Annotated in this window: 18 protein-coding genes; 6 read left to right on the top strand and 12 right to left on the bottom strand. The window is 67.6% G+C overall.

Going from position 1 to position 22,317, the window contains the following annotated elements; genetic code table 11:
* Positions 1-37: 37 nt before the first annotated feature.
* Entirely contained in the window at positions 38-421 is a 384-nt protein-coding gene (locus ACSQ8Y_RS02935; RefSeq protein ID WP_436264969.1) for a glycine zipper domain-containing protein, read from the bottom strand.
* Between ACSQ8Y_RS02935 and ACSQ8Y_RS02930 the strand changes: the two genes are divergently transcribed.
* Genes ACSQ8Y_RS02930 through ACSQ8Y_RS02920 form a run of 3 tightly spaced genes read left to right on the top strand, consistent with a single transcriptional unit; the run spans position 321 to position 5,613 of the window.
* The gene (locus ACSQ8Y_RS02930) at positions 321-812 is read left to right on the top strand and encodes a DUF2760 domain-containing protein (protein WP_436264968.1); all 492 of its coding nucleotides are present in this window, start codon (positions 321-323) and stop codon (positions 810-812) included. The two genes, ACSQ8Y_RS02935 and ACSQ8Y_RS02930, sit on opposite strands and share 101 nt — an antisense overlap.
* Before the next feature lie 8 nt (positions 813-820).
* Entirely contained in the window at positions 821-2,689 is a 1,869-nt protein-coding gene (locus ACSQ8Y_RS02925; RefSeq protein WP_436269735.1) for an Hsp70 family protein, read from the top strand.
* Positions 2,689-5,613 carry an Hsp70 family protein gene (locus ACSQ8Y_RS02920; RefSeq protein WP_436264967.1) on the top strand — a complete coding sequence of 975 codons (2,925 nt, stop codon included), beginning with the start codon at positions 2,689-2,691 and terminating at the stop codon, positions 5,611-5,613. The genes ACSQ8Y_RS02925 and ACSQ8Y_RS02920 overlap by 1 nt, the downstream gene beginning before the upstream one ends.
* Before the next feature lie 74 nt (positions 5,614-5,687).
* Here the strand turns inward: ACSQ8Y_RS02920 and ACSQ8Y_RS02915 are convergent, their stop codons facing one another.
* From ACSQ8Y_RS02915 to ACSQ8Y_RS02880, 8 genes are all read right to left on the bottom strand, one after another.
* Positions 5,688-6,323 carry a tRNA-uridine aminocarboxypropyltransferase gene (locus ACSQ8Y_RS02915; RefSeq protein ID WP_436264966.1) on the bottom strand — a complete coding sequence of 212 codons (636 nt, stop codon included), beginning with the start codon at positions 6,321-6,323 and terminating at the stop codon, positions 5,688-5,690.
* Positions 6,324-6,387: 64 nt separating this feature from the next.
* Positions 6,388-7,449: a type VI secretion system protein TssA gene (gene tssA, locus ACSQ8Y_RS02910; RefSeq protein ID WP_436264965.1), complete on the bottom strand. Its 1,062-nt coding sequence runs from the start codon at positions 7,447-7,449 to the stop codon at positions 6,388-6,390.
* 10 nt (positions 7,450-7,459) lie between these two features.
* Complete coding sequence (gene tssH, locus ACSQ8Y_RS02905) at positions 7,460-10,093, bottom strand: type VI secretion system ATPase TssH (protein WP_436264964.1); 2,634 nt, start codon at positions 10,091-10,093, stop codon at positions 7,460-7,462.
* Complete coding sequence (gene tssE / locus ACSQ8Y_RS02900; RefSeq protein ID WP_436264963.1) at positions 10,090-10,551, bottom strand: type VI secretion system baseplate subunit TssE; 462 nt, start codon at positions 10,549-10,551, stop codon at positions 10,090-10,092. Before tssE ends, tssH begins: the two co-directional genes overlap by 4 nt.
* Positions 10,552-10,611: 60 nt before the next feature.
* Entirely contained in the window at positions 10,612-11,103 is a 492-nt protein-coding gene (locus tag ACSQ8Y_RS02895; RefSeq protein ID WP_436264962.1) for an Hcp family type VI secretion system effector, read from the bottom strand.
* Between the two features lie 20 nt (positions 11,104-11,123).
* Entirely contained in the window at positions 11,124-12,608 is a 1,485-nt protein-coding gene (gene tssC / locus ACSQ8Y_RS02890; protein ID WP_436264961.1) for a type VI secretion system contractile sheath large subunit, read from the bottom strand.
* Between the two features lies 1 nt (position 12,609).
* Positions 12,610-13,119, bottom strand: a complete 510-nt coding sequence (tssB, locus tag ACSQ8Y_RS02885) for a type VI secretion system contractile sheath small subunit (RefSeq protein ID WP_436264960.1) — start codon at positions 13,117-13,119, stop codon at positions 12,610-12,612.
* A 28-nt stretch (positions 13,120-13,147) separates the two neighbouring features.
* A complete protein-coding gene (locus ACSQ8Y_RS02880) occupies positions 13,148-13,726 on the bottom strand; it encodes a hypothetical protein (RefSeq protein WP_436264959.1) in 579 nt (192 codons plus the stop codon).
* 190 nt (positions 13,727-13,916) lie between these two features.
* Here ACSQ8Y_RS02880 and tssJ point away from each other — a divergent pair, with 190 nt between their 5' ends.
* The 3 genes from tssJ to icmH are packed head-to-tail and all read left to right on the top strand — an operon-like array spanning position 13,917 to position 16,614.
* Complete coding sequence (gene tssJ / locus ACSQ8Y_RS02875; RefSeq protein WP_436264958.1) at positions 13,917-14,471, top strand: type VI secretion system lipoprotein TssJ; 555 nt, start codon at positions 13,917-13,919, stop codon at positions 14,469-14,471.
* Positions 14,472-14,506: 35 nt separating this feature from the next.
* Complete coding sequence (tssK, locus tag ACSQ8Y_RS02870; RefSeq protein ID WP_436264957.1) at positions 14,507-15,853, top strand: type VI secretion system baseplate subunit TssK; 1,347 nt, start codon at positions 14,507-14,509, stop codon at positions 15,851-15,853.
* A complete protein-coding gene (gene icmH, locus ACSQ8Y_RS02865) occupies positions 15,850-16,614 on the top strand; it encodes a type IVB secretion system protein IcmH/DotU (protein ID WP_436264956.1) in 765 nt (254 codons plus the stop codon). The genes tssK and icmH overlap by 4 nt, the downstream gene beginning before the upstream one ends.
* A gap of 42 nt (positions 16,615-16,656) precedes the next feature.
* Here the strand turns inward: icmH and ACSQ8Y_RS02860 are convergent, their stop codons facing one another.
* Genes ACSQ8Y_RS02860 through tssM form a run of 3 tightly spaced genes read right to left on the bottom strand, consistent with a single transcriptional unit; the run spans position 16,657 to position 22,257 of the window.
* Positions 16,657-17,463, bottom strand: a complete 807-nt coding sequence (locus ACSQ8Y_RS02860; RefSeq protein ID WP_436264955.1) for an OmpA family protein — start codon at positions 17,461-17,463, stop codon at positions 16,657-16,659.
* 10 nt (positions 17,464-17,473) lie between these two features.
* On the bottom strand, positions 17,474-18,469 hold the full coding sequence (gene tagF / locus ACSQ8Y_RS02855) for a type VI secretion system-associated protein TagF (protein ID WP_436264954.1): 996 nt from the start codon (positions 18,467-18,469) through the stop codon (positions 17,474-17,476).
* A 5-nt stretch (positions 18,470-18,474) separates the two neighbouring features.
* Positions 18,475-22,257 carry a type VI secretion system membrane subunit TssM gene (gene tssM / locus ACSQ8Y_RS02850; RefSeq protein WP_436269734.1) on the bottom strand — a complete coding sequence of 1,261 codons (3,783 nt, stop codon included), beginning with the start codon at positions 22,255-22,257 and terminating at the stop codon, positions 18,475-18,477.
* Positions 22,258-22,317 lie beyond the last annotated feature (60 nt).

Here is a 22,317-nt window from a genome sequence, read left to right as displayed (position 1 = left end):
CGCTCTCCAGCGGGGCGGGTGTTTCGTTGCAGGGCCGCTAACTGGTATCATGCGCACTGTCCCAGGTGCCGTGCGCCCGGCGCCGCTGCGCCGCACACGCCATCCGATGCCACCAACACCGCCAGTCCACGACCGCGCTCCTTGCTGCGGCGGACTGTTTTTTTTGACCAGAATCGACCGAATCGAAGCTAATCGACCATATCATGACAAATAACAAACTGCCCTCGCTCGGAAGCCGCATCGCGCTCGCGTTCAGCACCTTCTTCCGCACCCTGTCTGACCCGCAGTTCGCCGCGCGCCTGCAGCGCATCGACCAGCCGATGACGGCGCCGACCGCCGCGCCGACGCCTGCACCTACCGCAGCGCCTACCGTAGCTCCCACCGCAGCGCCAACGCCGGCGCCGGCTGCCGCCCCCGTCATCCTGCGCGAAGCCACGCCGGACGCCGCATTGCAACTGCTTGGCCTGCTGCAGCGCGAAGCGCGCCTGATCGACTTCACCCAGGAAAACCTGAGCGCCTACGCCGACGCCGACATCGGCGCCGCCGCGCGCGTGGTGCACGAAGGCTGCGCGAAAGTGCTGCGCGAGCACTTCACCATCGAACCGGTGCGCGCGGAAGCCGAAGGCAGCCGCGTGACCTTGGACGAGGGCTTCGACGCCGCCGCCGTGCGCCTGACCGGCAACGTGGTCGGCAAGGCCCCGTTCAAGGGCAGCTTGAGCCATCGCGGCTGGCGCGCGACCAGCGTGCGCCTGCCGAAACTGGCCGAAGCGCATGACGCGAAGGTATTGGCCCCTGCGGAGGTGGAACTGTGAGCGCCGACCTGAACACTCCACGCTACGCCATCGGCATCGACCTTGGCACCACCCACAGCGCCCTGTCCTATGTCGACCTGGAAGCGAGCGACGGCGAGAAAACCGCACAAGCCGTGCTGGGCGTGCCGCAGCTGACGGCGCCGGGCACGGTGGAAGAACTGCCGCTGCTGCCGTCCTTCCTCTACCTGCCGCATCCGGACGAAATGGCGCAGGGCGAGCTGGCCCTGCCATGGCAGGCCGACGGCGAGGGCGCCGGCCCGGTGGCCGGCGAGATGGCGCGCAGCCGCGGCGCCACCACGCCGATCCGCCTGGTCTCCAGCGCCAAAAGCTGGCTGTGCCACCCCGGCGTGGACCGCCGCGCCGCCATCCTGCCGAACGACGCGCCGGAGGAAGTGACGCGCGTCTCGCCGCTGGAAGCGTCCACCCGCTACCTGTCGCATCTGCGCCAGGCCTGGGACGCCGCGCATCCCGAAGCGCCGTTCACGCAGCAAGCCGTCACCGTCACCATCCCGGCCTCGTTCGACCCGGCCGCGCGCGAACTGACCGCCGACGCGGCCAGGGCCGCCGGCTACGAGGGCCTGACACTGCTGGAGGAACCGCAGGCGGCGCTGTACAGCTGGATCCAGGGCAGCGAAGGCCGCTGGCGCAAGGAAGTCCGGCCCGGCGACATCATCCTGGTGGTGGACGTGGGCGGCGGCACCAGCGACTTCTCGCTGATCGCCGTGCTCGAGCGCGACGGCGTGCTGGAACCGCACCGCGTGGCCGTGGGCGACCACATCCTGCTGGGCGGCGACAATATGGACCTGGCGCTGGCCCACCTGCTGGCGCGCAAGCTGGCCGCCAACGGCACCCAGCTGGACGCCTGGCAGCTGCGCGCGCTGACCTACGGCTGCCGCGCAGGCAAGGAGGCCCTGCTGGCCGACGCCAGCGTGGAAAGCTGGCCGGTCGTCGTGCCCAGCCGCGGCTCCAAGCTGATCGGCGGCTCGATCCGCACCGAACTGACGCGTACCGAAGTGAGCACCTTCATCCTGGACGGCTTCTTCCCGAAAGTGGACGCGTCCGCCCGCCCCGCCGTGCGCACCCGCGCCGGCCTGACCCAGCTTGGCCTGCCCTACGCGCAGGACGCCGGCGTGACGCGCCACCTGGCCTCCTTCCTGGCGCGCCAGCTGGGCGCCACCAGCGAGCTGCAAGGTTACGCCGGCGCGCAAAGCGCGGATGCGACGTTCCTGCATCCGACCGCCGTGCTGTTCAACGGCGGCGTGTTCAAGTCGGACCTGCTGGCCGCGCGCGTGATGGAAAACATCAACGACTGGCTGTACCTGGAGGGCGCGCAAGCGGCGCGCATGCTGGGCGGCGCGGACCTGGACCTGGCGGTCGCGCGCGGCGCGGCCTACTACAGCTACGTGCGCCGCGGCAGCGGCGTGCGCATACGCGGCGGCACGGCACGCTCGTACTACGTGGCGGTGGAGTCCTCCATGCCCGCCATCCCCGGCATGGAACCGCCGATCCAGGCACTGTGCGTGGCGCCGTTCGGCATGGAGGAAGGCAGCGAGATGGAACTGCCGGGCCAGGAGTTCGGCCTGGTGGTCGGCGAGCCGGTCGACTTCCGCTTCTTCGGCTCGTCCACCCGCCGCCAGGACCAGATCGGCGACATGCTGGACTTCTGGGGCCCGGAGGAACTGCAGGAACTGAACGCGATCCAGATGACGCTGTCGCCGGAAGGCCGCCAGCCGGGCGACGTGGTGCAGGTCAGGTTGCACGCGCAAGCCACCGAGTCGGGCACGCTGGAGCTGCTGGCCGTCTCCAACGACAATCAGCAGCGCTGGAAGGTGGAGTTTGACGTGCGCCCGGCCGCAGGTTCGGACGCCATCGCGTAATGAAGCAATACCTCGTCAGCATCGACCTGGGCACCACCAATACGGTGCTGGCGTACGCCGCGCCGGGTTCGAAGCAGACGCCGGAGGCGATCGAGCTGTTCGATATCGACCAGCTGGTGGCGCCGGGTGAAGTGGGCACGGCGGTGCTGCTGCCGTCGCTGCGCTACCACCCGGCCGAGGGCGAACTGGCGGCGGGCGAACTGCAGTTGCCGTGGCGGCTGCCCGATGTCGCGGGGATAGCGGAAGTGGCCGGCGGCCGGTTGGCACGCAAGCTGGGCGCGCAAGTGCCGGGCCGGCTGGTGGCCAGCGCCAAGAGCTGGCTGTCGCATCCGAACGTGGACCGCATGGCGCCCATCCTGCCGTGGGGAGCCGAGGCCGACGTGGCCAAGGTGTCGCCGGTGGCCGCCAGCGCCGGCTACCTGGCGCATGTGCGGGCCGCCTGGAACCAGCGTTTTCCCAAGCATGCGCTGGAACAGCAGCAGATCGTGCTGACCATCCCGGCCTCCTTCGACGAAGGCGCGCGCGCGCTGACGCTGGAGGCGGCGCGCATGGCGGGCTTGCCCAGGCTGCGGCTGCTGGAAGAGCCGCAGGCCGCGTTCTACGACTGGATCTACCGCCACCGCGCGACGCTGGCGCAGGACCTGTCGCAAACGCGGCTGGTGCTGGTGTGCGACGTCGGCGGCGGCACCACGGACTTCAGCCTGATCAAGGTGGAGATGCGGGACGGGGAACCCGTGCTGACGCGCATCGGCGTGGGCAACCACCTGATACTGGGCGGTGACAATATGGACCTGGCGCTGGCGCGCGTGGTGGAAACCCGGCTGGCCGGTGGCGACCCGCAAGCGGCGCGCTTGTCGGCGGCGCGCATGGCGCAGCTGACGGAACGCTGCCGCGCCGCCAAGGAGCAACTGCTGGCGGCGGACGCCCCCGAACGCGTGTCCGTCACCATGCTGGGCAGCGGCTCCAGACTCATCGGCGGCACGCGCTCGGTCGACCTGACGCGCGAGGAAGTCGAGCGCATGGTGGTCGACGGCTTCTTCCCCATGGGCGACGCCGGCGAGGAAGCGAAACGCACGCGCGGCGGCATCGTTGAATTCGGCCTGCCCTACGCGGCCGACGCCGCCATCACGCGCCATCTTTCCAGCTTTCTGCACCAGCACGCCGCCGCCGCGCGCGCGGCGCTGGGCATGGATGACGACGATGCCGGGTTGCCGATTCCGGACACGCTGCTGCTGAACGGCGGCGTGTTCCGCGCCGACGCGCTGGCGGCACGGCTGGAGGCGACGCTGTCGGCCTGGCGCGGCCAGCCTGTGCAGATGCTGCACAACGACAATCCGGACGTGGCGGTGGCGCGCGGCGGCGTGGCCTATTCGATCGGCAAGCAGGGCCGCGCGCCCACCATAGGCGGCGGCTCGCCGCGCTCCTACTTCCTGCTGCTCGACAGCGAAGCCGATGCAGGCGGCAGCGCCGCAGCCAGTGCTGCGGCGACGGAGGCCGGCAACCACGCCGGCATGGGCGGCGCGGCACCGCGCACCGCACGCCGCGCCGTGTGCATCCTGCCGCGCGGCGCTGAAACTGCCACCGAAATCCGTCTGGCCGAACGCACCTTCGCGCTGCGCCTGGGCCGGCCGGTGCGCTTCCACATCGTCTCCTCGACCGCCGATGCGGGTCCGGCTCCGCGCGCCGGCGAACTGGTCGATCTCGATCCCTCGTCCTTCGTGCGCCTGCCCCCTATCGCGACCGTGCTGCGCGACAGCGGCGACGCTGCGGCGCGCAGGGAAATCCCGGTGCAGCTGGCCGCGTCGCTGAGCGAAGTCGGCACACTGGAAGTGCATTGCGTGGCCAACGAAGGCGGCAAGCCGCAGCGCTGGCTGCTTGAATTCCAGTTGCGCGACGAGGGCGCGCCAGCCTCCGGGCACGGCGCGGATGAAATCGCGCTGCCGCCGCGCTACAAGGATGCGCTGGACAGGATAGACCGCATCTTCGGCGGCCGCGCGCAACAGGTGGAGAGCAAGGAAGTGCGCCAGCTCGGCCGCCAGCTTGACCATCTGCTGGGCGCGCGCGAAACCTGGGCCACGCCGCTGCTGCGCCAGTTGTTCGACGCGCTGCTGCAGCGTGCCAAGGGCCGCCGCCGCTCCGCCGAACATGAACGCGCCTGGCTCAACCTGGCCGGCTATTGCCTGCGGCCCGGCTTCGGCCATCCGCTCGACGACTGGCGCATCGAGCAGCTGTGGGCCATGTTCGACACCGGCCTGCAGCACCACAAGGACAGCCAGGCTTGCTCCGAATGGTGGACCTTGTGGCGCCGCGTCTCCGGCGGCCTGGACGCCGCACGGCAATTGCGCCTGCTGGACGATTTCGCCTTCAACCTGCAGGCCGACGAACAGGAGCGCGGACGCCGTCCCGTCACGCTGGCGAACGGCAGCGAGGAAGACATGCTGCGCCTGGGCGCCTCGCTCGAGCGCATCCCGTCGGCGTACAAGGGCGAGATCGGCGCATGGCTGCTGACGCAGGTCGAGAAGCACGCGGCGGCCGGCGCCGCCAGGCCGGACAAGGCCGAGGCGGCGCTGGGACGCTTCCTGTGGGCGCTGGGCAGGGTCGGCGCGCGCCATCCCTTCCACGGCAGCGCGCACGACGTGGCGCCGGTGGAGCAAGTCGAGCAATGGCTGGCGTCCCTGCTGACGCTGGACTGGAAGAAGGTCGAACCGGCCGGCTTCGCGGCCGCCCACCTGGCGCGCATGACGGGCGACCGCACGCGCGACATCACCCCTGAACTGCGCGCGCACATCCTGCAGCGCCTGGAATCCTCGCGTGCCCCGGCCGCGTGGAGCGCCATGGTGAGCGAGGTCGTGGAGCTCGATCAGGCGATGGAGAAGCGCATGCTGGGCGAGTCGCTGCCGCCGGGGCTCAAGCTGATCAGCTGATCAGCTCATTGCTGCCCGGCTGCCCGGCCAGACGCCTGCCCGCCTGCCAGCACACCGTCCGGCCGGCCACGCACTTAGCGCGCCGCTTGCGCTGGTCCCGCCTGGACGTAACCCTGCTGCTGCGCGACGAAGCCATCGAAAGCGGCGATCAGCGGCGCAAATTTGTTCCCGTCGTTTTCCAGCTGGGCCAGCGCGTAAGTGGTCGCTTCCAGCGTGGACAGCTGGTCCGGCGCGTGGGCTTTGCGGATCAGGTAGTGGGATGCGGGCATATCGCGCAGCGGCAAGCGGGGCAGGCGCTGCAAGGCCGGGTTCAGGTACAGCATCTTGCGGCTCTTGCGCCACGTGGCGTCCAGCACCACCAGCCGCAGCGTGCCGGGCTGCCGCGCCCACGCCGGATCGAAAGGCGGCGCGGGAGCGATGCCGAGCGAGGCGTCGCCCGGCGTGTCCGGGTACAGCAGCAGCGAGCGGCGGGGGCCGGCCAGCAAAGTGTCCAGCTGCCCGGCGTCGAAGGACTCGCCAACGGCCAGCCGGCTGTCGGGCAAGCACAGATGCAACAGCCGCGCGCTGTTCTTGGCATTCGCCACTTCCATCGGATGCTGCAGTATCAGCACCTCGGCCGCACTGGCCACCGGGGCCACCCAGCGGCAGATGCAGGTCGCTTGCGGGCGCAGGCAGGCGGCGCACACGGCGCGTTTGGACGGATTGGACATGGCGCGATTGTAGCCTTCAAAGCCGGCTGGACGCCAGCCCCAGTCCCCGACCAGGCCAACTGACCTACTCCGAGGCCGGCGCGGTCCCCAGCAGCTCGTCCATCTGCGCGATGACGCCAGGTTCCTTCAGGACCGCGCGCAGCCACAAGTGCAAGGGCAGCTCGCCCCAGCCGGCAGCCTTCTCAGCCAGGTAGGCGACCGGGCTATGGGGCTCGGTGCGGCGGAAGAATTCCGCCACCAGCCGCAGTTGCGCCAGCGCCTGCGTGCGGTTCTGCGGCGGCCCTGCGGCGGCGCGGCGCGCACCCGCACCGGTTCCCCCCTCGGCAAGCGGACCGTCGTCGCCGAAGGCGGCGCTTTCCTCCGGTCCAGGCGGCGAGGCCAGCGGCTCGATGAAATCGATGGCGTTCAGCAGCGCTTCCCGCGCCGCGCCGAAACTCGGGCCGTCGGCGCCAAGCTGCGCATCGACTGCGCGTTCCAGTTCAAGCAGCGACGCGGCGCAGTAACGCGCATCGGCCAGCAGGCTGTCGTTGAACTGCGCCGAATTGCGGCGCCGCTCCGCATCCAGTTCAGCCAGCCCCGGTCCGCTGGCGGCGACGGGCTGCATGTCCCAGCCCCGCGTGTTCAGTGCGGCCGCGCTGGCCGCGTTCATGCGCTGGCGCGCCGCTTCGAAGCTGGCCATGGAAACCGCACCGTCCTCGGTCACCGGGATTTCCTTGACCAGTTGCGGAGTGCGCGACAGCAGCCAGTACAGATTGCCCACGCGCTGCTCGATGTCGCCGTCCTCGATGGCCGGGTGCAGGCCGTCCCAGTATTTGGAACACAGGCCAGCCAGCAACGCAAAACCATCGCCCAGGCCCCGGAAACTGCGTGTCTTGGCATGCGCCTCGGCCAGCCACACGGCCAGCCGCAAATCCTTGCTGCGCGATTCGATCAACGCCGCGCAGCGGGTGGCGACCAAAGGCCAGTCCGCCTCTTTCAGCGCCACCACCCATTCGCCCTGCGCCAGCGTGGGATCGTCGGCCAATCTTGCCTTGACGATTTCGTCCACCTCGCTGCTGAACGATATGTCTTCCCCGCAAACCTGCGCGGTGCTGATGGGGGTGAGCAGTTGCGCGATGCTGAACATGGCTGTCTCCTTATTTGATCGTGTATTTGAACTGCCCCTGGCGGCTCGCGCCGGCCTTGATGCTGGTGAATGGCACCCCATCCGCCATGCGCGCGAGCACCGCTTCCGCTATCCCCGGCAGCAGCGTGCCGTTCAGGATATGGTCCACACTGCGCGCGCCCGAATCGACTTCCGTGCAGCGCGCCAGCACCGCGTCGACCACCGCGTTGTCGTGGCTGAATTCGGCCTGGTGGTTGGCACGGATGCGTTGCCCGATGCGTTCCAGCTTGAGCGAAATGATATGCATCAGGATCTCGTCGGGAATGGGATAGAACGGCACCAGCTGCAGGCGGCCGAGCAATGCGGGCTTGAAATGCTTCATCAGTTGCGGCCGGGCCAGTTGCTCGAGCGCCGCGGGTGCGGGGCGCTCGGCTGCGGGCTTGTTCAGGCAGGCCTGCATGATGGCGGCCGACGCCACGTTCGAGGTGGCGATGATGATGGTGTTGCGAAAGTCGATCTCGCGCCCTTCCGCGTCGTCCAGCACGCCCTTGTCGAAGACCTGGAAAAACAGCTCGGCCACGTCGGGGTGGGCCTTCTCGATTTCGTCCAGCAGCACCACGCTGTAGGGGTTGCGCCGCACCGCTTCGGTCAACACCCCGCCTTCGCCATAGCCGACATAGCCGGGAGGCGAGCCTTTCAGGCCGGAGACGCTATGCGCTTCCTGATATTCGCTCATGTTGATGGTGATGAGTTTGCGTTCGCCGCCGTACAGCAGGTCCGCCAGCGCCAGCGCCATCTCGGTCTTGCCCACGCCGGACGGGCCGGTGAACAGGAACACGCCCTTGGGCTGGTTCGGGTCGTCCAGCATGGCACGCGCCGTGCGCACGCGCTGCGCGACGGCCGCCACCGCGTGCCGCTGGCCCAGAACACGTGCCTGCAGCGCGTGCTCCAGTTTCTGCACCGAGCGGATCTCGTCGCGCACCATTTTGCCGAGCGGGATTCCGGTCCAGCCGGACACGATGGCCGCCACCGTATGCGCGTCCACCTCCAGCGGCACCATCGGGTCTTCGGCCTGCAGCGCGGTCAGCTCTTCCTGCAGCGCCGCCATGCTGACGCCGCCGCCCACAGGCGGACAACTATCGCGCTGGACCGCCATGGCGGCATGCAGCGCCTTCTCGCGCTCCCAGCGCGCGTTGTGCCCGTCGTGCTCCTGCTGCAGCGCCTCGCGCGCCACGCGCAACTCGCGCAGGCGGGCAGCGTGCTTGCCCTGCCGGCCTTCACGCTCCAGTGCCGCGATTTCGTAGCCTATGCGCTCGACGCGCTTCAGCGCCTGTTCCACCGCCTGCGGCGCGGCGCTCCGGCCCAGCGCCACCCGGGCACAGGCGGTATCGAGCACACTGACCGCCTTGTCCGGCAGCTGGCGGCCGCTGATGTAGCGGTGCGACAGGCTCACCGCTGCCACCACCGCGTCGTCGCCGATGCGGATGCCGAAGTGCTTTTCCATCAGCGGCGCCATCGCGCGCAGCATGGCGCAGGCGATGTCCTCGCTGGGTTCCTCCACCTTCACGACCTGGAAGCGACGCGCCAGCGCGGCATCCTTCTCGAAGTACTTCTTGTATTCGCTCCAGGTGGTGGCCGCGATGGTACGCAGCTCGCCGCGCGCCAGGACAGGCTTGAGCAGGTTGGCCGCGTCGTTCTGGCCGGCCTGCCCGCCCGCGCCTATCATGGTGTGCGCCTCGTCGATGAACAGCACGATGGCGTGCGCACTCTTGCGCACCTCGTCGATCACGCTTTTCAGCCGGGCCTCGAATTCGCCCTTGACGCTGGCGCCGGCCTGCAGCAGGCCCATGTCCAGCGCGTGGATTTCGACACCGCGCAGCACCTCGGGCACATCGCCCGCCGCGATGCGCAGCGCCAGCCCCTCCACCACCGCGGTCTTGCCGACGCCCGCCTCGCCGGTGAGGATGGGATTGTTCTGGCGCCGCCGCATCAGGATGTCCATGGCTTGGCGGATCTCGGCCTCGCGGCCGATCACGGGATCGAGCTTGCCCTCGCGCGCCTGCTGCGTGAGGCTGGTGGTGTACTGGTCCAGCGCGGGCGTCTTCACGGCCAGTTGCCGCACCTGATCACCGCTGGCGCCGTCCCCCTGCGGCAACCGTTGCTGCGCCGCCCGCTCACCGGCACGCTCCTCCTGCGAGCCGCGCACGTATTTGTCGAGGTTGTGCTTGAGTTCATCGAGCGGAAAACGCGCGAAGAGCGCCGAGCCGCGCGCGGCCAGCTGTGCCAGGTCCGGCTCCGTCAACAACGCCAGCAACAGATGGCCGCTGCGTATCAAATCCGGCTGCGGCAGCGACAGCGACGCAATCAGCCAGGCATGCTCCAGCAGCACGGGCAAGTGCCTGGAAAACACCGGCGTGCGCGCGCTGCCGTTCTTGAAGCGGGCGATCTCGTTGCGCAAGTCGCCGTCCAGCGCCTCCAGGCTGACCCCGCACTTGCGCGCGATCAGCACAAAGTCGCTCTGTTCCTGCTCCAGCAACGCCAGGAACAGGTGTTCGATATCGACCTCGTATTGCCCCAGCCCGACGCAGATACTGGCGGCGCGGGTCGCTGCCAGGCGCGTGGTGTCGTTCAGTTTTGCTATCAGGGTTTTCAGATTGATGCTCATGCCGGGGCTCCGCTTACGCTGTGGTTGATCGAATAATGCAGCGTGGACGGCTGCAGTACGGCGTCGAAATTGATGGGTTCAAAGGCGGGAAAGACTGCCAGCATGCCGCTGATGATGAAGTCGACCCGGTTGACCGTGCCGGCGCGCAGTTCGATGCGGGCCTGCACCTGCCGCAGGCGGGGCTCGTGACGCTCTATGGCCCGCTTCAGGCTGGCGCAGATGCGGGCGCGGTCCTCGCTGCTGCTCAGGCACAGGCCGGCAAAGTCGATCAGGCCGTAGTTGACGATGGAACCGGCGCATTCGGAATAGGCGCCCATATCCGCCTCCAGCAGGGCCGCGCGCGTGTTCAGCAAATCCTCAAGGTCGCGCGCGACGGCGTCCTTCAGCTGCACGATGGTGGCCGCGTGGCCACGGTTGCCCATCAGGCGGTCCATCAAGCCGGGTGCAAAGCCGCTCATGGCTGCTCCTCTCAAAAAATGCCGCGGTGCTGCCACCGCGGCATGTTCTACGCCAGCCGCCTAGGCAATGCGGTTGGCCGACAGATCCCAGCCGCCGGACGTGTTGCCGCCGGCGCCGCCAGTGATCTTCTGCTGCGTGTATTTCCAGCGCACTTTCGAGAACTTGAACCCGACCGCCTCGGTCAGGATGTCGCCCTCCTCGACAGCCGGGGCGACGGCGCCGATCAACACGTTTTCAATTTCGATTTCGAAGTACTTGACGCGTTCACCCTGCGCATCGGCCCGCATGAACTCGAACTTCGCCTTGGGGATGGTACGGCCGGCGGCGCAGGTTTGCAGCAGGATGGGCGAGGCCAGGTCGGCCAGCTTGGAGATCACGATGTCGCGATGCTCGCAGCGTTCCGCCGTGTGGCCGCCGCCGGTGGAGGCGGTGGCGGACTTGGGCTGCTCCACGCCGAAATTGACCGATTTGCACTCGATCCAGTCCTTGTGGCGGTCATCCGCCGATTCGCCCTTGATACCATCAATGTACAGATAGACGTCGATTGCCATTGCATGCTCCTAGGTTGTGGTTAGTGGTTGGTCGATTGCGGCAACTCCGCGACCAGTCGGAGGGAAACGGAGAGTTCGTCGAGCTGGAAATGCGGACGCAGGAAGGACACGGCGCGGTAGACGCCCGGCCGCCCCGGCACTTCGTGCACCTGCACCGAGGCCTCGCGCAGCGGAAAGCGCGCCTTCTGGTCCTGGCTGGCGTTATCGTCGAGCAGCACGTACTTCATCAGCCAGCGGTTAAGGAAATCCTCCACGCTGGATGCTGCGGCGAAGCTGCCAACCTTGTCGCGCATCATGGCCTTCATGTAGTGGGCGATGCGCGAGACGGCGAAGATGTATTGCAGCTGCGAAGACAGCACGGCGTTGGCGTTGGCAGCCTCGGAGCTGTACTTGCGCGCCTTCTGGGCCGACTGCGCACCGAAGAAGGCGGCGTACGCGGTGTTCTTGCAGTGCACCAGCGAGATGAAGCCAAGGTCGCTCAGCTCCTTCTCGCGGCGGTCGGTGATGGCCACTTCGGTCGGGCACTTCAGCGCGACTTCCCCCTCGTCGGTCTTGAAGGTGTGCGTGGGCAGGTCGTCCACCAGGCCGCCGCCCTCCACGCCGCGTATCGCTGCGCACCAGCCGTAGTCGCCAAAGGCCTTGGTCAGCGTGGCGCCGAAGGCGTAGGCCGCATTGCACCATAAGTATTTGTGGTGGTCGCTCCCATCGACTTCCTCGACGAAATTGAAGCCCTCGACCGTATTGCCGTCCACCGGATTGAACGGCAAGCGGCCCAGGAAGCGCGGCAAGGTCAGGCCGACGTAGCGCGCGTCTTCGGATTCACGGAAGGCTTTCCATTTGGCGTATTCCACCGTGTCGAACACCTTGGCCAGGTCGCGCGGCCGGCCCAGCTCCCCGTAGCTCTCCAATCCGAACAGCTCGGGCGACGCCGCGCTGACGAAGGGCGCGTGCGAAGCAGCCGCCACATGCGACATCTGTTCCAGGAAGTACATGTCTTCCGGCTGGCGCGAAATTTCGAAGTCGCCCACCAGCGCGGCGTAGGGCGCGCCGCCGAAGGTGCCGAATTCTTCTTCGTACACCTTCTTGAACATCGTGCTCTGGTCGAATTCCAGCGCGCTCTGGAAGTCCTTCACCAGCTCGCGCTTGCTGGCGTTGAGCATGCGCACCTTCAGGTTCGGACCGGTGGCGGAATTCTTCACCAGGTAGTGCAGGCCGGTCCAGCTCTGCTCCAGTTTCTGGAACGCGGGCGAGTGCATGATGGCGCTGAGCTGCGTGGAGATCAGGCTGTCCAGCTCCGCCACGCGCGCGTCGAGCGTGCCGCTCAGGTTGTGCGACACGGCCATGCTGCCGGCACGCACCTGGTGCACCAGTTCGGCAATGATGTCCTTGGCGCGTTCGTGCTCCACGCTGGATTTGGCGACCTTGCTTTGCTCGACGATCTCGTCGAGCAGACTGCCGGCTTGTGCCGGCGCCGCCGGTGCGGAGGCGTGCAGTTGTGCCGACATGTCATTCTCCCTTTTCAGGTTGCGGCTGCGGGGCGATGCTGTTCAACTGGTCCGTGTTGTTCAGTACATGGGTCAGGATGTCTTCCAGCCTGTCGTTGCCGGCCAGCTTGTTGCGCAGGTCGGCCAGCTTGCTGCGCGCATCCAGCAGCCGGCTAAGCGGCTCTACCTGGCGCACCACCGATTCCGGCCGGAAGTCGCTCATCTCGCGGAAGTGCAGCTCCACCGGAAACTCGCCTTCGCCGCTCAGCTGGTTGGCGACCTGGAAGCGCGCGACGGGCGCCACGCCCGCCAGCACCTCGTCGAAATTGTCGCTGTCGATGTTGACGAATTTGCGGTCCTTCAAACGCTTCTGGCCCGCTTCCGCGTTGCTGCCGAAGTCGCCCACCACGCCGACCACGAAAGGCAATTCCTTGTTCTCCATCGCGTCGCCGATTTCGACGTCGTAACTCATCTGAACGCGCGGTGCGCGCACCTTGCCCAGCCGTTTCTGGACGCTGTCGCCGTTGGCCATCGTTTTCTCCTTGTGTCTGTCGTTACGCTTATCGAATTGAGCCGAAAGGATCTGCACCGGATGGTGCGGCCGGCCTGGCCTGCGGCGCGCCGCGTCTGACCGGCGCGCCTTGCTGTGGCTTGGAGGCGCGGACTGGCGGCACCAGCACGTCCTCACCCAGGCTGGTGCGCAGCATCCGCGCCAGGCCTTGGGCTTCGTCGCGCAGCGAGCCGCTCAGATTGTTCTGCTGGCTCAGGTCCGCCAGCGCCTTGGTCGACAGCCGCAGGCCGCTGACGGCGATGATGCTGCTGCCCACCTGGTCGGCCGGGTCGCGCTGCAAGGCTTCCTGCGCAGCCAGGATCGCTTCGCCGTAGCTGGCGCGGTCGAACTTCATCTGCGCCATGGTCAGCCACGGTCCCTTCTCGGCCGGATAGGTGCTGGCAGCATTGCGCAGCAAGCCGAGCGCCTTGTCCTGCTGGCCGGAGGCCGTCGCGCGGGCGGCCTCCGTCATCGCGCTTTCCAGGCTGGCGGCGACAGGCCTGTCCTGCCGCGGTTGCGGCCCGTCCGTGGCGCATGCCGACAGCAGCAGCGCGCAAGCCAGGCTGGGGGGAATTACTCTGAATGTCATCGTGGTCTCCTTCGGTGCGGTGGAAGCAATTATTGAAGCAAGGATGACAACGTCAATTGCGTTGGCGCAAACCCCGCGTTCGCGATGGCGTTCGCGTGCTTCGCTGTTTGCGCGCCCTCAAACACCGGCCCTGTCCGCTTGGCTCTAATGGATGGACCGCCACCCGGCACAGCATGAAAGGACGTCCTCCATGAATATCTGGCGCACCACGCTGGGCATGCCAGCGTTTCTGATACTCACCGGCTGCGCCGCAGGCTCCATCGCCAGTGCCGCGATGGAGCTGGCCGGCGTGCGCAAGCCTCCGGACCTGCCCGAACTCCAGAAGCCGCCCCGCCAGGTGGCGATACGCCTGCACGCGAGCGCCAACCTGAACGCGGGCGGCGGCGGGCAGCCTCTGGCGCTGGCCGCGCGCATCTACAAGCTGCGCCAGACAGCAGCGTTCGAGCGCGCCAGCTACGGCGGCTTCCTCAGCGCGCACGCCGAACGCGAGCTGCTCGGCGCGGACCTGGTGGAAGTGAAGGAAGTGCAGCTGGTTCCAGGCCAGCGCTACGAGGTGCTCGAAAGCGTCAGCCGCGAGGCCTCGCACATCGGGGTGGTGGCGTTGTTCAGGAACCCGGCGCCGCAACGCTGGCGCCTCGCCTTTTCCGTATCGGAGGTGGAAAGGAATGGCATCACTATCGGCCTGCACGCCTGCGCGCTCAGCGTGGGCGGGCAGGCACTGGCAGGCACGCGGTGTCAGCCATAAACAAGCCCAGGCAAGCCCAAGCAAAAGGAGAGCATATGAGCACAGCAGCGAAAGTACTTTGGGGCTTAGGACAACTCGTACGTCCGCAGCACTTCCAGCAGCAAGACCGCTATCACGAGGCGCGCCTGCAGCGCATCGCGCAGGCCTTGCAGCCCCACTACTGGGGCGTTCAGGCGCTGGAATGGGATCAGCTCGCGCTGAAGGCCAATGTGCTGCGGCTGCACCGGCTGTCGGCCATCTTCCGCGACGGCGAATTAAGCGACGCGCCCGCCTGCGACCCGCTGCCCCCTGCTGTGGACCTGGGCACGCTGAAGGCCGAAGTGCAGGAAGTGACTTACTACGCAGCCCTGCCCCCGCTGTCGCCGGACGGCGGCAACTGCGCGCCGGAGGGCGCCCGGCACCAGGACGAGCGTTACGCCCAGACCAGCCGCTCCACCGCCGACATGTACACGCAGGCAGCGGCGCAGGAGCTGAGTTATCTGCACAAGGCAGTGCGGCTGGTGTCGGACCAGGAGCCCCTCGGCGGCTACGAATGCGTCCCGCTGATACGGCTGCGCCGGGTGGTCTCGGGCGGGTTCGAAGCCGATCCCGCATTCATCCCTCCCAGCCTGTCGGTGGAGGCGTCTCCGCGCCTCAAGGCCCAGCTGGAACAGCTGCTCGACGCGCTGCAGGCCAAGGTCCACGCGCTGCAAGGCCATATGCGCGAACCGAGCCGCAACGTGATCGAATTCCGCAGCGGTGACATGTCCGCCTTCTGGCTGCTGCACACCGTGAGCTCCGCAGGCGCCCAGTTGATGCACTATCAGCGCCACCCCGAGCTGCATCCCGAACGCCTGTTCGAAGCCATGCTGGAGCTGACCGGCGCGCTGATGACCTACTCCAAGTCTTACCAGCTGACCGCGTTGCCTTCTTACGAGCATAAGGAACCGGGCGAGTGCTTCGCCAGACTGGACGCCATTATCCGCGACCTGCTCGACACGGTAATCTCCTCGCGCTGCTTCTCGATCGCCCTGATCGAGGAAAAAAGCTGCTACCACAAGGGCCAGCTCGACTCGGGAAAAATCGACCAGAAGACCACGCTCTACCTGGCTGTCGGCGCAGCCATGCCCGCGCTGGAACTGGTGGCGGCGGTACCCCTGCGTTTCAAGGTGGGGGCGCCGGACGATGTCGACCAATGCGTACTCTCCGCCATGCCCGGCGTGAAACTGTCGCATGCGCCGCAGGTGCCTGCCGCCATCCCCGTGCGGCCGGGCACCTGCTACTTCGTGCTGGAGAACAAGGGCGTGCTATACGAGCAGATGCTGAAAGCGCAATCGGTCACGATCTTTGCGCCAGCCGGAATGAGCGATCTGCGCATCGAACTGATCGCGGTGACGGCATGAGCGCGCAAGTGGAACGGCGCAGCGCGCCGTCGCTGTTCAGCAACGGCGCAGGTCCACGTATCCAGTCGCTGGTGGACTTGATGCATGACGGCTTCCACCTCCTGTTCCTGCTCAAGAGCGGCGCCATGCCGCACAGCGAGCACGCGTTCCGGGACAAGGTGGCGCACTTCCTGGCGGAGTTCGACAAGCAGGCCCGCCGCCTACGCGCGCACGGCGACGACATCGAAGCCGCCAAGTACGCCTACTGCGCGGCGCTCGACGAAGCCATGCTGTACTCGCCGCATCCGATCCACGAGTCATGGGGACTGCGTACACTGCAGTTGACCGTTTTCGGCAACCAGCTGGGAGGCGCGCACTTCTTCGACAGGCTGGAGGAGTTGCGCAGCAAAGGCGGTGCCCGCCTGCAGGCCTTGCAGGTATTTCATCTGTGTCTGCTGCTTGGTTTCCAGGGCAAGTTCATGCTCGACGATAAAGACAAGCTGGCCTACCTGACGGCACGCCTGGGAGACGAGATCGCGCACATCAAAGGCAAGAGCCGGGGTTTCGCCCCGCAGGGGGAACGTCCGGACCAGGTGGCGAACAAGCTGCGCAGCGACGTGCCCTTGTGGACTTTGTCTGCCGTGTTCGCACTGGTGGCGCTATCCGTCTACATCGGCATGAAGTCCGCGCTGGCCGGCGCCACCACCCAAGGCTTGGCAGTTTATGCAGACCTGGTGAAGCTGGCGCCGCGCCCGGCCAGCCTGACCATCACACTGCCATGAACGCCGCGCCGGGTTGGCGCCCGGCGCTCCCGACGCTACAACTCAGTCCGCGATACTGAACTCGATGCGGCGGTTGCGCGCGCGGCCCTCGCCGGCGGCGTTGTCGGCCACAGGCCGGTCCGGTCCCTGTCCGGACACCGCGACCAGGTCCGGGTTGATGCCCTTCTGCGCCAGATAGCTTCGCACCGCCTCCGCACGCGCCAGGCTGAGGGCGACGTTGCTGCTTCTCAGGCCGACATTGTCGGTGTGGCCTATCACCTCCACCTTCTTGCCCTTCAGTTTTCGCAGCGCGCCCGCCATCTCGTCCAGGATGTCCATGCCGGACGGGCGTATCGTCGCCTGCCCGCTTTCAAACTCGATGATGCGCCTGGCCAGCGTGGCGTCCAGCAGCTTCTGTTCCGCGGCGCCGACGCGCAGGCCGTTGTTGACCGTGTAGGTGGGATTCAGGCTGGTGGCGATGTCGCTGGCGATCTGCTGCCGCTGCGCTTCATTGGCCACTTCGCCACGCACGCTGACGACGTTGCCGTCCACTTTCAGCTCGCCCTTGGTGATCAGTTTGAGATTCGGGCCGATCAGCTTTTGCACGTAGCCGCTCCAATTGGGCGGCAGCGCTACGCTCCCTATGCCGATCTGGTCCACCACACGCTCGGCGCCGTACAGCTCGCGCAGGCGCTGCAGCATGGCCGCCTTGCTGCCCTCGTCCGGCACGGTGCCGGCCACCATCACCTGGCCGGGCCCGGGCGTGGCGGAAGCGGGTATCGCGGGCGCCTGCGCGACGGCGGTGGCGGCGACGTTGGCGGCAATGGCGGCGGCGACGGCGGCGCACATCGGATGGTTCAGGCTGCGCATGGCATGCTCCTCAGGCAAAGGTTTCGTGGAACAGCGCGCAGGCGGACTTCAGCGACAGCTGGTCCTGCTCGAGGCAAGCGGACAGCCGCAGTACCTTGTGTTCGCCGGCGATCATGTCGTCCACCCATTCCGTGCTGTCGAAATTGATCTGCTGCCCGTCCGCGAACTGCGGGTCGATGGCGCCGCGCAGTGTGGCGGGCGAGGCGCCGCTGAAGCCCAGCACCAGCACCGGCTGGCCGGCCCGTTCGCAGACCAGCAGCGCCAGCTCGACGTCGGCTTGCCACAGGAAGGGCGACGCCAGCGAGAGCCAGAATGCGGCGGTCGCCGCGTGCAGCGCCGGCTCGCGCGGCAGCGGCAGCACCAGGCTCTTGTCGAGCCGCGCGCTGCCGCTCCAGCCGAAGGGCTGCAGCAGCAGGCCGATGGCCAGTATCATCCGGCGCGCCGAAGCGTCCATGCCGTGCCGCGCCACCATGGCCTCCAGGCCCGCCAGCGTGGTGTGCGCCAAAAAACCCTCCAGCGCGGCAGCATGGCCGCCACCGCCGGGATCGACTTCCAGCGTGGCGCTGGAGAGCGCATGCAGATGCTGCACCGGATGCATGGCTTGCGTCACCGCTGCCGCGCCATGCGCCAGCGCGGTCCACAGCGGCGCCAGCACGATGGGGCTGTGCGGCAGGAAGACGGCCGGATCGTCGACCTCCAGCGTGCTCATGGCCATGAAAGGAAAACGCCGCTGCGACTGGTCGCTGCTGGCCACCATGTGGCCGGCGATGGCGTGCCTGCTGCGCGTTCCGACAAAGGCGAAGTGCAGCGGCTGCAAAGCGTCATAGTGCAGCTTCCAGCGCGGCTCGGCGGTCAGCTCGACCATGGTGCCGGCCAGCCAGCCGTCGAGCAGGGTGGCCAGCGCAAGGTTGTCGCCGCCCTTCACGAAGTCGCTGCGGGTCGGGATTTTTCCGAAATAGGCAACCCGGGCCAGTTGCGGCGGACGGGCGCTTCCATGGTTCGCCATGCTCATCATGCGCCTCCCTGCGTCTGGGCGGCCGCCGGGACAGCCTGGGTGGCCGGGACCACAGGAACTGCGGGGCGCGCGCCGACGATGCTCTCCGGCAGTTGCATGCCACGGAAGCCCTGGTCCTGCGGTGTGCCTGCGCCGCCGCTGGCCTCCGGACTGCTGGTGATTTTCAAGTCCAGCGCGACGCTGATGGCGCCGCTGCTCCAGCGCAGTTCGTGCACGCCGTCGTCCTTGCGCTTGCGGGCCGCCGCGTCGATCATGCGTTTCAGGCCGAACTGGCCAGCCTCGTTGAACAGCTCCACGCTGCGCCCGTCGAACGCCACCGCCGTGATGCGCGCGCCCGGCGTGCCCTGTGGCGCGGGATGAACCATGCTGGTCCACTGCGCGGGCGTGTTCCGGTAGCGCAGTTGCTGGCCGTCGATCTCCACCGTGTATTCCAGCGTGCCGGGCGCGGGCAGCGGCTGGATCTGGAACACGGTCTGCGCGGCGGCCGACGCGGTGGCGACGCCGCCGGCGCCCAGCGGTGCGATCCAGCCGGGGAAGCGCGCCACCGCCTGCGGCGACAGCGAAATGCCCATATCGGCCCAGGTGCGCGGCGCCAGCACGTCGCCGCGCCGCACCACCAAGGGCCCCATCGCGGCGGTGACGAATTTGGCGACCTGCCCCTCCGGGCCGAAGAACAGCCCGATCTCGGCGCTGCTGGCCTCCATTTTCGCGCCGGGAGAAAACGGATACTTGCCGGCCAAGGTGCGCTGGAACGGCTCGTAAACCTGCGCCAGCCAGGTCTTGTTGATCTCCGTCTCGGCCGGAGCAATGATGACTGCGAACGTCTGCATCAGCGGCCGCACCAGGATGGGACGGATGGCGCGCTTCTGCGTGTCGCTCATCCCGGTGAGCATCTGTTCGTCGACAAAGCGCAGCGCGTCGGCCAGCTCGGAGCCGGTGCCTTCCAGCGTCTGCTGCATGAACTGGCGCGCGCCGGGGCCAGGGTCGCCCTGGTTCTTCAGCATGTTCAGCCGGGTGCGCAAACGCGACAAGGCGTCCATATAGCCGCGCAGCAGCGTGGCGTCCTTGTCCCTGGCAGCCACCAGTTTGGCAACCGCCGCGAATTCGCGTCCCACAGGTCCCATGGGACGCTCGAAGCGCGCCCCGTCGAGCTGCACGTTGATCTGCGCCGGAGAACGGCGCAGCAAGGTGGTCTTGATCCAGTCGGCGAACCCGCGCTGGACGTTCTTCACCTCCGCGTTCACCGTGGTGGGATTGTCCCATGCGGTTTGCTCGTTGACGGTGTTCAGCAGCTTGATGATGGGCGAGGCCTGTGGATCGCCCAGCCGGTTCATGGCCGCCACCGCGCCGTCGAAGCCGTCCAGGTCCGCCACCGCCACGCCCTGCACGAACTTCAACCACTCTTTCGCGTAATCGAGCTTGTACATCTCCACCAGGTTTTTCTGGATCTGTTCCGGACTGCCTTCCAGGGTCAGGTCGTCCTTGTTCGATGTCTTCAGCACCCAGTCGGTGCTTTGCAGCTCGCGGCTGGCTGCCTCGCGGAAAGCGCCGGCGACGTATTTTTCCCACGCTTCGCGGGTGAAGGCGCCGGGGATGGCGTGGCTGCCTGCCAGCAGCGCCTGGTCCTGCTCGCCGACGATGCGCGCCACCGTCATCGCCGGGTAGCGCGTGCCCGCGCGGGCCTTGATGTCGGCATACACACGGTCGCGCGCCGGCATGCCGCGCACCACGCGGCGCAGGTTCTCGCGCGCCTGTTCCACCATCGCCAGCTTCTGCTCGATGCGCGGCCACGACGGGTCGCCGGACTGCGCCAGGTGGAACGTCAGCATCCGCTCCGCACTGCGTATCATCTGCTCGCGCGGCATCGAACCGCGATTCGCTTCCAGCCAGCCGCGCCAGAAGCGGGTCAGCTGGTCGTTCAGATGGCCCACTTCGGCGCGCGAGGTGTCGGACAGCATCAGATAGGTCTTCAGGGCGTTGTAAGCGTCTTCCACATTGAGGGGATTGGCGTCGGCGTACTGGCGCGGGACTGCGGGCGCAGCGGGCGTTGCTGGCGGCGCGGCGGGCGCAGGCCGCTGCCCGCCGGCGCCTTGCGGCGCCAGCTGGTCGGCATTGGCGTTCATTTCGAACAGCAGCGCCTCCAGGCTGGATGCCACGGGTTTGACCATCACCTCCTTCACGCCCGCGTAGTATTCCTCGCGCAGCTTGCGCTCCAGCAGCTCGCCCTGGTACAGCCCCATGCTGAGCGACCACGGACGCTCGCGGCGGAATTTCTCCAGCTGCTCGATGCGGTCCTGCATGATCTCCAGCGCCTCCAGACGGGACTGCAGGTCCAGCCGCTTGTCCTGCAGCCTGACCACCTTGTCCAGATCGGCCTGCACATTCGCCAGCAACTGGCGGTTGCCCATGTAGGACCAGGTCCAGCCGCCCAACGACACGCCCAGCAGCACCACGGCGGTGAAGAAGGCGCCATACCTGAGCCGGGCCGTCGCGCGCGTCGAATATTGCGACACCAGGGCCTTGTCCGCGAACACCACGTCGCGGAACAGCTTAAGCAGAAAGTAGCCCCCGGCCACGCCGTAGGGCAAGGGCGTTTGCGGCGCCGGCTCGGGCAGTGCCGCCAGTCCGAAGCGTTCGATGACGCGCTGCGACTGTGCGCTGACCGGCGTCCCCTCCTGCAAGGCGCTGGTGAAGTAGAAGCCCCGGAACACCGGCTTGTACTGGAAGGGATTTTCCTCGAACAGCGTGGCCAGGAAGGCGCGCAGCGGCGCCCGCAGGCCCGCGAACTCCATCGGGAAGGTGAACACGCCCGGCGCAAGGGCATCGCGGGGCGCCTGCGCCATATTGGCCATGCTCATTTCCACCAGTCCCTCATGCAGCTCGTCAAAGCCCTGATCGAAGAACGCCTGCAGTTCCTTGCCGTCCGCTTTGCGCTTGTAGGGCATGGTCGCGCCCCATACCCGTTCGCGCTCGCTGCGTTCGCACCGTGAGAAGAAGTCGCTGAAGCCTGCGATCAGGTCGGCCTTGGTAAACAACACGTAGACCGGTGCGAACACCTCGAGGCGCTCGATCAGGTCCTGTACCCGCTTGCGCAAGCTGCGCGCCAGTACCAGCGCGCCTTCCGGATCGCTGCGCAGCTCCGCGATGCTGACGGCGACGATGAGGCCATTCACCGGCGCCCGCTTGCGGTGCTTCTTCAGCAGGTCGAGGAAGCCGCGCCATTCCGCCAGATGCTCGTCCTCCACCGCGTAGCGGCCGGCCGTGTCGAGCACGATGCCGTCGGCGGTGAAGAACCAGTCACAGTTGCGGGTCCCGCCCACGCCCTGCACCACCTTCGCATCCGCAAAGGGGAATTGCAGGCCGGAGTTGGTGACGGCGCTACTCTTGCCGGCCGACGGATTCCCGATGATCATGTACCACGGAAGTTCGTACAGCGCCCGCGTACCGGACGCCCGTCCCAGCCTGGATGCCTTGATGGTGGCGATGGCCTTGAGCATGCCGGCGCGAATGGCGTCGACCTCCTCCCGGCTGGCGCCGTCCACCGGCTCCGGCTGCCGCGCCATTGCCTCGCCCAGTCCGGCGCCCGCCTTCGCCGCGTAACGCCTTCGCAGCCACCGCGCCAGCAGCCACGCCAGCAACGCCAGCGCCGTGCCGGCGATGGCCCAGACCAGCGCCAGCTCGAGCAAATCGGCACCCAGGTAGAACAGGCCCGCCACGGCAATGAAGCCGATGACGGTGATGTGGCGGGAATCGGTCAGGAACAGCCAGGTACGTCGCATCATGATAGCTCCGTGGCGCCAGTCGGCAGACCCGAACCATGGTGCCACTGCTATTGAAAA

The organism is Pseudoduganella sp. LjRoot289, from assembly GCF_964252925.1.
Classification (GTDB): Bacteria; Pseudomonadota; Gammaproteobacteria; order Burkholderiales; family Burkholderiaceae_D; genus Rugamonas.
The sequence above is the reverse complement of the archived record's forward strand: the minus strand, read 5'-3'. Positions and strand labels throughout refer to the sequence as shown.